Here is a 12,109-nt window from a genome sequence, read left to right as displayed (position 1 = left end):
GGCGCTCCCCGTGCAGGGAACATCTCCTAAACAGCAGATTGCGCAAGAAGGTGGCGCCATGGCGTCATGGACGCCAACCCAGCCGCCAGTCTTAGGCCAGCGCCTTGTCGATCTCGCCGGCGACCGCTGCGATGGCGCCCATGCCGTCGATCTCGGTCAGAAGACCCTTGTCGCCGTAATAGGGCAGCAGCGGCGCGGTGTTGCGATTGTAGGCGTCCAGACGAACCTTGAAGCTGTCGGGATTGTCGTCGGGACGGCCCTGCTCGGCAAACCGCTTGGAGACGCGTTCCAGCAACTGGCCGTCGTCGACTTTCAGCCGCACAACGTGGTCGATCTTCTTGCCCAGCTTGGCCAGCATGACGTCCAGCGCCTCGGCCTGGGCCAGGGTGCGGGGGAAGCCGTCAAAGATGGCACCACCGGCGTCCTCGGCCTCTTTAAGGCGAGCCTCGATCAGGGCGATGACGATGTCGTCGGCGATCAGGCCGCCTTCGGACATGATCGTCTGGCACTGTTTGCCTAGGTCCGAGCCCGAGGCGATGGCCTCGCGCAGCATGTCGCCGGTCGACAGCTGAACCATGCCGCGTTGCTCGACAAGCCGCTTGGCTTGCGTGCCCTTGCCCGCTGCGGGCGGTCCGAACAGGATCAGGTTCAAGGCCGCCCTCCCAAGCGTCAGTCTAAGCGTCGTGCAGGTCTAACGTACGAATCTAGCGTCGTACGGGCGTCGGTGCGCCGCGTCCACCACGTCCACGCAGCTTGGCCTTCTTGATCAGGCCCTCGTACTGGTGAGCCAGCAGTTGGGACTGGATCTGCGCCACGGTGTCCATGGTCACCGAGACCACGATCAGCAGCGAGGTGCCGCCAAAATACAGGCTGTTGCCCAGCTGGCTGACCAGGAACTCGGGCAGCAGACAGACGGCGGTGATGTAGGCCGCGCCGATCACCGTCAAGCGGGTCAGCACATAGTCCAGATACTCGGCCGTGCGCTTGCCCGGACGGATGCCCGGCAGGAAACCGCCGTATTTGCGCAGGTTCTCGGCCGTGTCCTCGGGATTGAAGGTGATCGAGGTGTAGAAGAAGCAGAAGAAGATGATCAGGACCGCGTACAGCACCATAAACAGGGGCTGGCCATGCGTCAGCTGCGCCGTGACCATCGGCAGCCAGCCCAGCCAGGCAGGCAGGTTGGCCGTCGCCGTGAAGGTGGCGACCGTGGTCGGCAGCATCAGCAGGGACGAGGCGAAGATCGCGGGGATGACGCCGGCGGTGTTGACCTTAAGCGGCAGGAACGAGCGTTCGCCGCCGGCCATGCGGTTGCCTTCCTGACGCTTCGGATACTGGATCAGAAGGCGGCGCTGAGCGCGCTCCATGAAGACGATGAACATCACGACGGCGACGGCCATCGCAGCGATGAACAGCAGGGTGAATGCCGACATCTGACCCTGTTGGGCCAGGCCGAACAGACGGGCCACGGTGCCGGGCAGGACGGCCACGATACCGGCGAAGATGATCAGCGAGATGCCGTTGCCGACGCCGCGCGCCGTGACCTGCTCACCCAGCCACATCAGGAACATGGTGCCGCCGGTCAGCGAAACGACCGTCGTGGCGATGAAGAAGATGCCGGGCGCGTCGACCAGGTTGGCCTGGGCGTTCAGGCCTGCGGCAATGCCGAAGGACTGGGCCAGGGCCAGGAACACCGTCAGGTAACGGGTATACTGGTTCAGCTGCTTGCGGCCGCTTTCGCCGCCTTCCTTCTTCAGCTTCTCCCAGGGCGGATACACCGCGCCCATCAGCTGGACGATAATCGAGGCCGAGATGTAGGGGGTCACGTTCAGCGCGAAGACCGCCATCCGCTCCACCGCGCCGCCCGAGAACATGTTGAACATGTCCAGGATGCCGCGTTGTCCGTCCGGGTTCTGGAAGAACTGCAGGAAGGCTTCGGAGTTGATCCCCGGGATCGGCACATAGGTGCCGATGCGATAGACGAGCAATGCGCCCAGGGTGAAGAGCAGCCGCTTATGCAGGTCGGTCGCTTTCGCGAACGAGCCCATGTTCATATTGGCGGCGAGTTGTTCGGCGGCCGAAGCCATATGTCGTTACCCCGACTGATCAGAACGCAGCGCCCAAACTCGGGAATCCTTGGGGACTCAGAATCCGGGGCCACTGTCCAGATAGGCGAAGGGCGGCCTCTTAGCGAGACCGCCCTTCAAGCTTTATTCGTTACGCCTTGGCGGCGGTACGGGTCGTGCGAGCCGAGATCTTGTTGGCGTCGCCGCGCGGAGCCTTGGGAGCCGGAGCCTTGCCCTTGGCCAGGTTGCGCTTCTCGACGCGGGCCGCAGCCTTGGCTTCAGCAGCGATACGCTCCTGAACGACCGAACCGCCGGCGTCTTCGATGGCCTTGATGGCGCCGGCCGTGGCCGACCAGACGACCAGGTTCAGCTTGGACTTCAGTTCGCCGGTGCCCAGCAGACGGACGCCGTCCTTGACGCGGCGGATCACGCCGGCGGCGACCAGGGCGTCGCCCTTGATCTCGCCCTTGATGTCCAGCTTGCCGGCGTCGATGGCGTCTTGCAGGCGCCACAGGTTCACTTCAGCCAGCTTCAGGGCGTTGGGGTTGTTGAAGCCGCGCTTGGGCATACGCATGTAGAGCGGCATCTGGCCGCCTTCGAAGCCGCCGATGGCGACGCCCGAACGCGACTTCTGACCCTTGACGCCGCGACCGGCGGTCTTGCCCTTGCCCGAACCCGGGCCGCGGCCGACGCGCATACGCTTTTTGTGGGCGCCTTCGTTGTCGCGAATTTCGTTCAGTTTCATGTGCCTGATCCTTTCGGGTGCTAGCGCCCGCTGCAGCAGCGGACTCGGCGTTTTTTCAATATGTGGGCCTGGCGAAATCAGCCGAACCCGGAACTTCAAGGTCGCGCGCTATAGCGGCTCCCCAGATAGCAGTAAAGGCGACTCTTGCGAGCCGCCCCTACCTGGTCACCCTGCCCTCCCCCAAGGGAGAGGAAAAAGGCTTACTTTTCGACGATCTGTGTCAGGTGAGCCACCTTGGCGATCATGCCGCGGACCGAAGGCGTGTCTTCCAGCGTGGACTCACGGCCCATGCGGTTGAGGCCCAGGCCGACCAGAGTTGCGCGCTGGTCGTTCTTGCGGCGGATCGGCGAGCCGGTCTGCTTGACGGTGACGGTTTTCTTCTCGGCCATGATCAGGACTCCACGGCTTCAGGCGCCGCTTCCGGAGCCGAGGCGCCGTCGTTGCGGCGGCCCATCAGGTCAGCGACCTTCTTGCCACGCTTGGAGGCGATGGTACGCGGCGACGACTGGACCTTGAGGGCTTCGAACGTTGCGCGGATCATGTTGTAGGGGTTCGACGAACCGCTCGACTTGGCCACGACGTCCTGGACGCCGAGGGTTTCGAGGACGGCGCGCATCGGACCGCCGGCGATGACGCCAGTGCCCGGAGGCGCTGCGCGAACCATGATCTTGCCCGCGCCCCAACGGCCGTTGCCGTCGTGGTGCAGGGTGCGGTTCTCGCGAAGAGGAACGCGGATCATGGTCTTCTTGGCTTCTTCGGTCGCCTTGCGGATGGCTTCCGGCACTTCGCGCGCCTTGCCGTGACCGAAGCCGACGCGACCCTTGCCGTCACCGACGACCATCAGGGCTGCGAAGGAGAACCGGCGACCACCTTTGACGGTGGCGGCGACGCGGTTGATGTGCACCAGCTTCTCGACGATGTCCGAATCCGGACCATCGACGGGAGCGTTGCGGTTGTCGCGACGGTTGCGGTCGTTTCCGCCGCCGCCACGCTGGGGTTGAGAGGCCATGCTGACGATCCCTAGAAGTTCAGGCCGGCTTCACGCGCGGCTTCCGCCAGCGCCTTCACCCGTCCGTGATAGATATAGCCGCCGCGGTCGAACACGACGTCGGTGACGCCCTTTTCGATGGCGCGTTCAGCGACCAGCTTGCCGATGGCGGCAGCAGCGTCCTTGTTCGAACCGCTCTTGCCCTTGCCGCCTTCCAGCGACGAGGCGGCGACCACGGTAACGCCATTGGCGTCGTCGATGATCTGAGCCGAGATGTTCTTGTCCGAGCGATGCACGGACAGACGCAGGCGACCATTGGCCACGGCCTTGAGGCGGCGGCGGTTGCGCTCGGTACGGCGCTTGGCTTGTTGTTGCAGAGAAAGAGCCATGGCTTACTTCTTCTTGCCTTCCTTGCGACGAACCTTCTCGCCGGCGTAGCGGACACCCTTGCCCTTGTAGGGCTCCGGCGGACGCAGCTTGCGGATGTTCGCGGCCAGCTCACCGACGACTTGCTTGTCGGCGCCCTGGATGCTGATTTCGGTCTGCTTGGGCACCACGAAGGTCACGCCTTCGGGAGCCACGACGTCGACTTCGTGCGAGAAGCCGAGCTGCAGCGACAGGTCGCGACCCTTCAGAGCCGCCCGGTAACCGACGCCGACCAGCTCGAGCTTGCGCTCGAAGCCTTCGGTGACGCCGACGACCAGGTTGTCGACCAGGGTGCGCGACAGACCCCACATCGCGCGAGCGCGCTGGGTGTCAGTCTTGGCGACCAGGTTGATCTCGTCGTTCTCGAACTTGACTTCGATCTCGTCGGCGACGGTCCAGGAGCGTTCGCCCTTGGGACCCTTCACGCTCACGGTCTGACCATCGACGTTGACGGTCACGCCCTTGGGCACGGAGATGGTGCGTTTTCCGATACGGGACATCTTAGTAGACCCTGCAGAGGACTTCGCCGCCAACGTTGGCGTCGCGAGCAGCAGCGTCGGACATGACGCCCTTCGAAGTCGAAAGGATCGAAATGCCCAGGCCATTCTTGATCGGCTTCAGATCGGAGATCGCGGAGTAGACGCGGCGGCCCGGCTTGGACACGCGAGCGATCTCGGCGATGACCGGCTGGCCGTCGAAATACTTGAGCTCGATCTCGAACTGCGGGAATTCACCGGGGTTCTGAACCAGCGAATAGCCGCGGATATAGCCTTCGTCCTGCAGCACGTCGAGGACGCGCTGGCGAAGACGCGAAGCGGGCGTGAGCACCTTGGAACGCTTGCGCATATGCGCGTTGCGGATCCGGGTGATCATGTCGCTCAGGGGATCGTTGATCATCATTGTGTGTGCCTCCCCTTACCAGCTGGACTTGGTCAGACCCGGGATCTGACCCAGGTTGCCGAGTTCACGCAGGGCGATACGGCTCATCTTGAGCTTGCGATAGAAGGCCCGCGGACGGCCCGTCACTTCGCAGCGGTTGCGGATGCGGACGGCTGCCGAGTTACGCGGCAGTTCGGCCAGCTTCAGGCGGGCGTCGAAACGCTCTTCCAGAGGCAGGCTCTCGTCGTTGGCGGTCGCCTTAAGGGCGGCCCGCTTTGCGGCATACTTCGCCACGAGGGTTTTCACCATCTCGTTGCGGTTTACGGCGCTTTTCTTTGCCATTGTCTTTTTCCCTTCCCGCTCAGTTCTTCACGAACGGGAACTTGAACTCGGTCAGAAGCGCGCGGGCTTCGTCGTCAGTCCTGGCCGTGGTGCAGACGATGATGTCCATGCCCCACATCTGGTCGATCTGGTCGTAGTTGATTTCCGGGAACACGATGTGTTCCTTCAGGCCCATGGCGTAGTTGCCGCGACCGTCAAACGACGTCGGCTTCAGGCCACGGAAGTCCTTCACGCGCGGCAGGGCGATCGTGATCAAACGGTCCAGGAACTCGTACATCTGGTCGCCGCGCAGCGTAACCTTGCCACCGATGATCATGCCTTCGCGCAGCTTGAAGCCGGCGATGGAGTTGCGAGCCTTGGTGGCGACGGCCTTCTGACCGGCGATCTGCGTCAGATCCTTGAGGGCCGCGTTGGCCTTCTTGGAGTCGGCGACAGCTTCACCGATGCCCATGTTCAGCACGATCTTGTCGAGCTTGGGCAGTTGCATCGGGTTCGTGTAGCCGAACTTTTCCGTCATCACGCCACGAATGCGGTCGACGTACTCGGTCTTGAGCCGGGGTGTGTATTTCGTATCGGCCATCAGATGACGTCTCCGGTCGTCTTGGCGAAGCGGACCTTCTTGTCGCCTTCGACGCGGAAGCCAACGCGGGTCGCCTTGCCGTTGGCGTCGGCGATCGCGACGTTCGACAGGTGAAGCGAGGCTTCCTTGTTCTTGATGCCGCCCTGCGGGTCGCCTTGCGACGGACGCGTGTGGCGCTGCACCATGTTGACGCCCTGGACCAGGACGCGGTTCTCGGTCGGCAGGACCTTGGTGACAGAGCCGGTACGGCCCTTGTCCTTGCCGGTCAGGACGACGACGCGGTCGCCCTTTTTGATCTTGGCGGCCATGACTACAGGACCTCCGGAGCCAGAGAGATGATCTTCATGTGGTTCTTGGCGCGCAGTTCGCGGGGAACCGGGCCAAAGATCCGCGTGCCGACCGGCTCGTTCTGCTTATTGACGATGACGGCGGCGGACTTGTCGAAGCGAATGACGGAACCGTCCTTGCGCTGGATGTCCTTGGCGGTGCGCACGACGATGGCGCGAACCACTTCACCTTTTTTGACGCGGCCGCGAGGAATCGCTTCCTTGACCGCGGCGACAATAGTGTCGCCCACCGAGGCGTAGCGACGCTTAGCGCCGCCGAGCACCTTGATGCACATGACCCGGCGGGCGCCCGAATTATCGGCCACTTCCAGGTTAGTTTGCATCTGGATCATAAGATCAGGATCCTTTTACGATGCCGAAGCCGGAGCATCCTTGGACAGGACCTCCCAGCGCTTCAGCTTGGACTTAGGGGCGCACTCACGAATGCGGGCGATGTCACCTTCCTTGAAGGCGTTCGCTTCGTCGTGGGCGTGGTACTTCTTGGACAGGCGCACGATCTTTTTCATGACCGGGTGCAGCAGCGTGCGTTGGACGACGACGACGACAGTCTTGTCGCCCTTGTCGGATACAACCACACCTTCCAGGATACGTTTGGGCATGGTGTTTCCTTACGAAGCCGAACGCTTCTCACGCAGAAGCGTGGAGATGCGAGCGATGTCTTTGCGGACTTCACCAACGCGGTGAGTCTTTTCCATTTGGCCGGTGGCCGCCTGGAAACGCAGGTTGAACTGTTCCTTCTTGAGGGACAGCAGCTGGTCGCCCAGCTGGTCCGTCGTCTGGAAACGAAGGTCGGCGATCTTGGTCATCAGGCGGCGTGCTCCACGTGAGCGATACCGGCGTCGAGGCGGGTGACCACCTTGGTGCGAACCGGCAGCTTGGCGGCGCCCAGACGCAGCGCTTCACGCGCAACGTCGTCGGCAACGCCGTCGATTTCGAACAGGATCCGGCCCGGGTGGCAACGCGCCGCCCAGTGGTCCACGGCGCCCTTGCCCTTGCCCATGCGGACTTCGGCAGGCTTGCCCGTGACGGGCAGGTCGGGGAACACGCGGATCCAGACACGGCCTTGGCGCTTCATCTGGCGAGTGATCGCGCGGCGAGCCGCTTCGATCTGACGCGCGGTGATGCGTTCCGGCTCCAGCGTCTTCAGGCCATACGACCCGAAGTTCAGCGAGAAGCCGCCCTTGGCAGCGCCGTGGATACGGCCCTTGAAGGCCTTCCGGTACTTGGTTTTCTTAGGCTGCAGCATTTTCCTTAGCCCTCACGACCACGACGGGGACCACGGTCACCGCGGGGACCACCGCGTTCGCGGCCTTCGTTCGACGACGGACCGGCGGCTTCTTGAGCCCAGCGCTTGTCCTGGGCCATGGGATCGTGCTCGAGCACCTCACCCTTGAAGACCCAGACCTTCACACCGATGATGCCGTAGGTCGTCTTAGCTTGAATGAAGCCGTAGTCGATGTCGGCGCGCAGCGTGTGAAGCGGCACGCGACCTTCGCGGTACCATTCCATACGAGCGATTTCAGCGCCGCCCAGACGACCCGAGACGTTGATCCGAACGCCCTTGGCGCCGAGGCGCATGGCGGACTGCATCGAACGCTTCATGGCGCGGCGGAAGGCGATACGGCGTTCCAGTTGCTGCGCGATGTTCTCGGCGATCAGCTGAGCATCGACTTCCGGCTTGCGGACTTCGACGATGTTCAGGTGAACTTCGCCTTCGGTGCGAGCCGAGATGTCCTTGCGGAGCTTCTCGATGTCGGCGCCCTTCTTGCCGATCACGACGCCCGGACGGGCGGCATAGATCGTCACGCGGCACTTCTTGTGCGGACGCTCGATGATGATGCGCGACACGCCGGCGGCGTTCAGGCGTTCCTTGAGCCACGTGCGCAGCTTCAGGTCCTGGTGCAGCAGGCGAGCGTAGGACGCGCCGTCGGCGAACCAACGGCTGTCCCAGGTGCGGTTCACGCCGAGGCGGAAACCGATCGGATTGATTTTCTGACCCATCAGGCGGCCTCACCGGCTTCGCGGACCACGATCGTGATTTCCGAGAAAGGTTTCAGGATGCGCGAGGAGCGACCGCGAGCGCGGCTCGCGAAACGCTTCATCACCAGGTTCTTGCCCACGAAGGCCTCGGCGACGATCAGGTTGTCGATGTCGAGGTTGTGGTTGTTCTCGGCATTCGAGACAGCCGAATACAGAACCTTGCGGACGTCGTCCGAGATGCGCTTGCGGCTGAACTCGAGTTCGTTCAGCGCCTTTTGCACCGGCAGACCACGAATGGACTGCGCGACCAGGTTCAGCTTCTGAGGGCTGATGCGAACGTTGACCAGCTTGGCGCGGGCCTCCGTATTGCCGACGCGGCGGGGATTGTTGGTCTTGGGCATGTTACTTCCGCTTCGCCTTCTTGTCCGCGGCGTGGCCGGGGAACGAACGGGTGGGCGAGAACTCGCCCAGCTTCATGCCGACCATGTCCTCGTTCACGTGCACGGGAACGTGCTTGTGACCGTTGTGGACGCCAAAAGTAAGGCCCACGAACTGCGGCAGGATGGTGGAGCGACGCGACCAGGTCTTGATCACGTCCTTGCGGCCCGACGTCGAAACGGCGTCGGCCTTCTTGAGCAGATACCCGTCGACGAACGGGCCTTTCCAGGAGGAGCGAGCCATCTTTAGCGAGCCTTCTTAACGTGGCGGGTACGGATGATGTATTTGTCCGTCGCCTTGTTCTTGCGGGTACGGGTGCCCTTGGTGTCCTTGCCCCACGGCGTAACCGGGGTGCGACCACCAGAGGTCCGGCCTTCACCACCACCGTGCGGGTGGTCGATCGGGTTCATGGCGACGCCGCGAACGTGCGGACGGAAGCCCATGTGACGAACGCGACCGGCCTTGCCGAGGTTCTGGTTCATGTGGTCGGCGTTCGAAACGGCGCCAACCGTGGCCATGCAGCCGTCCAGGACCATGCGCAGCTCGCCCGAGCCGAGACGGATCTGGGCGTAACCCTGATCGCGACCCACCAGTTGGGCGTAGGCGCCGGCCGAACGGGCCAGCTGAGCGCCCTTGCCGGGCTTCATCTCGACGCAGTGGATGATCGTACCCACCGGGATCGAGCGCAGCGGCATGGCGTTGCCAGGCTTCACGTCGGTCTTTTCGCCGGCCACGATCGTGTCGCCAGCCTTCAGGCGTTGCGGCGCGACGATGTAGGCCTTTTCGCCGTCCTCATAGGTGATGAGGGCGATGAAGGCGGTACGGTTGGGGTCGTACTCCAGCCGCTCGACGGTCGCCGTCTGGAACTTGCGACGCTTGAAGTCGATCTTGCGATACAGGCGCTTGGCGCCGCCGCCGCGGAAGCGGACAGCGATGCGACCGCCCTGACCACGTCCGCCCGACTTGGTCAGGCCTTCGGTCAGCGACTTCTCGGGACGGCCCTTGTGGAGTTCCGAGCGGTCGATCAGCACCAGGGCGCGACGGCCCGGCGAAGTCGGATTGTATGTTTTCAAGGCCATCTGATCAGAGCCCCGTCGTGACGTCGATCGACTGGCCGTCGGCCAGGGTCACGATCGCTTTTTTGATGTCGACGCGACGACCGAGGATACCCCGGAAGCGCTTGGTCTTGCCCTTGGTCACCATGGTGTTGACCTTGAGAACGTTGACCTTGAACAGGCTTTCGACCGCAGCGGCGATTTCGTCCTTGGTGGACGTGCCGGCGACGCGGAAGACGACCTTGTTCTGCTCGGACAGGATCGTCGCCTTCTCGGTGATGATCGGCGACAGGATCGTGTCGTAGTGTTTGGCGGTGGGAGCGGCGGCCATTACGCGGCTTCCTTCTCAGCTTGCTCGCGACGCGAGGGCTTGTAGTCGGCGTAGTTGGCCTCGATGGCTTCAACTGCGGCCTTCGACAGGACCAGTTTGTCGGCCCGCAGGATGTCATAAACGTTCAGGCCGGCGTTCGGCAGGACGTGAATGTGCGGGATGTTGCGCGAAGCCAGGGCGAAGTTGGTGTCAACTTCCGGACCGGCGATGATCAGGGTCTTGGTCCAGCCAAGCTTGCCGAAGGTTTCGCGCAGACCAGCGGTCTTGGCGTCCTTCAGAGCGATGGAGTCGACCACGACCAGGCTGCCCGACTTCACCTTGGAAGACAGGGCGTGACGCAGGGCCAGGGCGCGGACCTTCTTGGGAAGATCAAAGCCGTGATCGCGAACGATCGGGCCGAAAGCGCGCGAACCACCAACGAACTGCGGTGCACGGCGCGAACCGTGACGAGCGCCGCCGGTGCCCTTTTGCTTGTACATCTTCTTGCCGGTGCGAGAGTTCTCGTTCCGGGTCTGAACCTTGTGCGTGCCAGCGCGGCGCTTGGCCAGCTGCCAGGTGACGTAACGGGCCAGCAGGTCGCCGCGGATGTCGGAGATGCCGAAAACGACATCCGACAGTTCCACGTCACCGGCAGCCTTGCCGTCGAGCTTGATGACAGAGAGTTTCATTACGCTTCACCGCCTTCGGTCACTTCGGCAGCCGGAGCTTCCGCAGCAGGGGTCTCGGCCGCAGCAGGAGCAGCCGAAGCGCCCTTGGCCTTGAACGAACCGGGGAAAGGCAGGTCGGCGAAGGGCTTCTTATGAGCGTCGCGAACCTTGACCCACGAACCTTCGTGGCCGGGGACAGCGCCCTTGACCATGATCAGGCCACGCTCGGCGTCCACGCGGACGACGGTCAGGTTCTGGGTGGTGACGACTTCCATGCCATAATGGCCGGCCATCTTCTTGCCCTTGAAGGTCTTGCCCGGATCCTGGCGCTGGCCCGTCGAACCGTGCGAACGGTGCGACAGCGAGACACCGTGAGTGGCTCGCAGACCGCCGAAGTTCCAGCGCTTCATGGCGCCGGCGAAGCCCTTACCAATGGTTTCGCCCTGGATGTCGACCTTCTGACCGGCGACGAAGTGGTCTGCCGAGAGGGTCGCGCCGACTTCGATCAGCGCGTCTTCAGACACGCGGAACTCGGTGACGTGGTGCTTCGGCTCGACTTCCGCGGCTGCGAAGGTCGTGCGTTGAGCCTTGTTGGTGTTTTTTGCCTTCTTGGTGCCGGCGCCCAGTTGCAGGGCGACATAGCCGTCCCGCTCCTGAGTACGTTGACCCACGACCTGGCAGCCATCCAGCTCCAGAATCGTGACCGGGATATGCGCGCCATCTTCAGCGAAGAGACGCGTCATTCCCAGTTTTTTGGCGATCACGCCCGTGCGCATATCGGATCCCGCCTTACTTTATTTAAATCTTGATCTCGACGTCCACGCCAGCGGACAGGTCGAGCTTCATGAGCGCGTCCACGGTCTGCGGGGTGGGGTCGACGATGTCGAGGACACGCTTGTGCGTGCGGATTTCAAACTGCTCGCGCGACTTCTTATCGACGTGCGGCGAGCGGTTCACGGTGAACTTTTCGATCAGGGTCGGCAGCGGGATCGGACCACGAACTGTGGCGCCCGTGCGCTTGGCCGTATTCACGATTTCGCGCGTCGAAAAGTCGAGGACGCGGTGATCGAAGGCCTTGAGCCTGATGCGGATGCTTTGATCCATATCGGTCGTATTTCCCAAGCAGGCGAACCTGCGTCCCTGTGAACCATTTCAAAGACCGGAGGCCTTCAGGGGAAACCCCTTCAGAGTACGCACGTCCGCAAAAACGATCGGCCCACGCAGCGAACCGCGAGAGCCGTTGGAGTCCTGGATCGCTACAAAGAACGGGCCGAGGTCGTTCCTGCGA

The 12,109-nt window shown here is 63.1% G+C and carries 22 protein-coding genes and 1 pseudogene; all 23 read right to left on the bottom strand.

Annotated features, from left to right (window positions below; translation table 11 throughout):
* Window positions 1–91: 91 nt before the first annotated feature.
* Entirely contained in the window at window positions 92–652 is a 561-nt protein-coding gene (locus tag ACO05L_RS06430; protein WP_421731340.1) for an adenylate kinase, read from the bottom strand.
* A 52-nt stretch (window positions 653–704) separates the two neighbouring features.
* Window positions 705–2,084: a preprotein translocase subunit SecY gene (gene secY, locus ACO05L_RS06425; protein WP_421731339.1), complete on the bottom strand. Its 1,380-nt coding sequence runs from the start codon at window positions 2,082–2,084 to the stop codon at window positions 705–707.
* Window positions 2,085–2,346: 262 nt separating this feature from the next.
* Window positions 2,347–2,808 (bottom strand): annotated as a pseudogene (gene rplO / locus ACO05L_RS06420) (50S ribosomal protein L15); the annotation flags it as partial.
* Window positions 2,809–3,008: 200 nt separating this feature from the next.
* Window positions 3,009–3,197 carry a 50S ribosomal protein L30 gene (gene rpmD, locus ACO05L_RS06415; RefSeq protein WP_421731338.1) on the bottom strand — a complete coding sequence of 63 codons (189 nt, stop codon included), beginning with the start codon at window positions 3,195–3,197 and terminating at the stop codon, window positions 3,009–3,011.
* 2 nt (window positions 3,198–3,199) lie between these two features.
* Window positions 3,200–3,817, bottom strand: a complete 618-nt coding sequence (rpsE, locus tag ACO05L_RS06410; protein ID WP_421731337.1) for a 30S ribosomal protein S5 — start codon at window positions 3,815–3,817, stop codon at window positions 3,200–3,202.
* A gap of 11 nt (window positions 3,818–3,828) precedes the next feature.
* The gene (gene rplR / locus ACO05L_RS06405) at window positions 3,829–4,185 is read right to left on the bottom strand and encodes a 50S ribosomal protein L18 (RefSeq protein ID WP_421731336.1); all 357 of its coding nucleotides are present in this window, start codon (window positions 4,183–4,185) and stop codon (window positions 3,829–3,831) included.
* 3 nt (window positions 4,186–4,188) lie between these two features.
* Window positions 4,189–4,722 (bottom strand): 50S ribosomal protein L6, encoded by a 534-nt coding sequence (rplF, locus tag ACO05L_RS06400; protein ID WP_421731335.1) that lies wholly within the window; start codon window positions 4,720–4,722, stop codon window positions 4,189–4,191.
* A gap of 1 nt (window position 4,723) precedes the next feature.
* Window positions 4,724–5,122 (bottom strand): 30S ribosomal protein S8, encoded by a 399-nt coding sequence (rpsH, locus tag ACO05L_RS06395; RefSeq protein WP_183213196.1) that lies wholly within the window; start codon window positions 5,120–5,122, stop codon window positions 4,724–4,726.
* A gap of 15 nt (window positions 5,123–5,137) precedes the next feature.
* Window positions 5,138–5,443 (bottom strand): 30S ribosomal protein S14, encoded by a 306-nt coding sequence (rpsN, locus tag ACO05L_RS06390; protein ID WP_421731334.1) that lies wholly within the window; start codon window positions 5,441–5,443, stop codon window positions 5,138–5,140.
* Between the two features lie 19 nt (window positions 5,444–5,462).
* A complete protein-coding gene (rplE, locus tag ACO05L_RS06385; protein ID WP_421731333.1) occupies window positions 5,463–6,023 on the bottom strand; it encodes a 50S ribosomal protein L5 in 561 nt (186 codons plus the stop codon).
* Window positions 6,023–6,331, bottom strand: coding sequence for a 50S ribosomal protein L24 (gene rplX / locus ACO05L_RS06380; protein ID WP_421731332.1), 309 nt, complete (start codon window positions 6,329–6,331; stop codon window positions 6,023–6,025). Before rplX ends, rplE begins: the two co-directional genes overlap by 1 nt.
* A gap of 2 nt (window positions 6,332–6,333) precedes the next feature.
* The gene (rplN, locus tag ACO05L_RS06375; RefSeq protein WP_421731331.1) at window positions 6,334–6,702 is read right to left on the bottom strand and encodes a 50S ribosomal protein L14; all 369 of its coding nucleotides are present in this window, start codon (window positions 6,700–6,702) and stop codon (window positions 6,334–6,336) included.
* Between the two features lie 15 nt (window positions 6,703–6,717).
* Window positions 6,718–6,969 carry a 30S ribosomal protein S17 gene (rpsQ, locus tag ACO05L_RS06370; protein WP_421731330.1) on the bottom strand — a complete coding sequence of 84 codons (252 nt, stop codon included), beginning with the start codon at window positions 6,967–6,969 and terminating at the stop codon, window positions 6,718–6,720.
* 9 nt (window positions 6,970–6,978) lie between these two features.
* A complete protein-coding gene (rpmC, locus tag ACO05L_RS06365; protein ID WP_421731329.1) occupies window positions 6,979–7,176 on the bottom strand; it encodes a 50S ribosomal protein L29 in 198 nt (65 codons plus the stop codon).
* Window positions 7,176–7,616 (bottom strand): 50S ribosomal protein L16, encoded by a 441-nt coding sequence (rplP, locus tag ACO05L_RS06360; RefSeq protein WP_207870906.1) that lies wholly within the window; start codon window positions 7,614–7,616, stop codon window positions 7,176–7,178. The genes rpmC and rplP overlap by 1 nt, the downstream gene beginning before the upstream one ends.
* Window positions 7,617–7,621: 5 nt before the next feature.
* Entirely contained in the window at window positions 7,622–8,371 is a 750-nt protein-coding gene (gene rpsC / locus ACO05L_RS06355) for a 30S ribosomal protein S3 (RefSeq protein ID WP_421731328.1), read from the bottom strand.
* Window positions 8,371–8,751: a 50S ribosomal protein L22 gene (gene rplV / locus ACO05L_RS06350; protein WP_421731327.1), complete on the bottom strand. Its 381-nt coding sequence runs from the start codon at window positions 8,749–8,751 to the stop codon at window positions 8,371–8,373. Before rplV ends, rpsC begins: the two co-directional genes overlap by 1 nt.
* 1 nt (window position 8,752) lies before the next feature.
* The gene (gene rpsS / locus ACO05L_RS06345) at window positions 8,753–9,031 is read right to left on the bottom strand and encodes a 30S ribosomal protein S19 (protein ID WP_013268924.1); all 279 of its coding nucleotides are present in this window, start codon (window positions 9,029–9,031) and stop codon (window positions 8,753–8,755) included.
* A 2-nt stretch (window positions 9,032–9,033) separates the two neighbouring features.
* Entirely contained in the window at window positions 9,034–9,867 is an 834-nt protein-coding gene (gene rplB / locus ACO05L_RS06340; RefSeq protein ID WP_421731326.1) for a 50S ribosomal protein L2, read from the bottom strand.
* A 4-nt stretch (window positions 9,868–9,871) separates the two neighbouring features.
* Complete coding sequence (locus ACO05L_RS06335; protein WP_131249468.1) at window positions 9,872–10,174, bottom strand: 50S ribosomal protein L23; 303 nt, start codon at window positions 10,172–10,174, stop codon at window positions 9,872–9,874.
* Window positions 10,174–10,842 (bottom strand): 50S ribosomal protein L4, encoded by a 669-nt coding sequence (rplD, locus tag ACO05L_RS06330; protein ID WP_421731325.1) that lies wholly within the window; start codon window positions 10,840–10,842, stop codon window positions 10,174–10,176. The genes ACO05L_RS06335 and rplD overlap by 1 nt, the downstream gene beginning before the upstream one ends.
* Entirely contained in the window at window positions 10,842–11,597 is a 756-nt protein-coding gene (rplC, locus tag ACO05L_RS06325; RefSeq protein WP_421731324.1) for a 50S ribosomal protein L3, read from the bottom strand. Before rplC ends, rplD begins: the two co-directional genes overlap by 1 nt.
* Window positions 11,598–11,619: 22 nt before the next feature.
* The gene (rpsJ, locus tag ACO05L_RS06320; RefSeq protein ID WP_003164367.1) at window positions 11,620–11,925 is read right to left on the bottom strand and encodes a 30S ribosomal protein S10; all 306 of its coding nucleotides are present in this window, start codon (window positions 11,923–11,925) and stop codon (window positions 11,620–11,622) included.
* Between the last annotated feature and the right edge of the window lie 184 nt (window positions 11,926–12,109).

The organism is Brevundimonas sp., from assembly GCF_965227765.1.
Classification (GTDB): domain Bacteria; phylum Pseudomonadota; class Alphaproteobacteria; order Caulobacterales; family Caulobacteraceae; genus Brevundimonas.
This window is presented reverse-complemented; position numbering and strand designations above follow the sequence as displayed.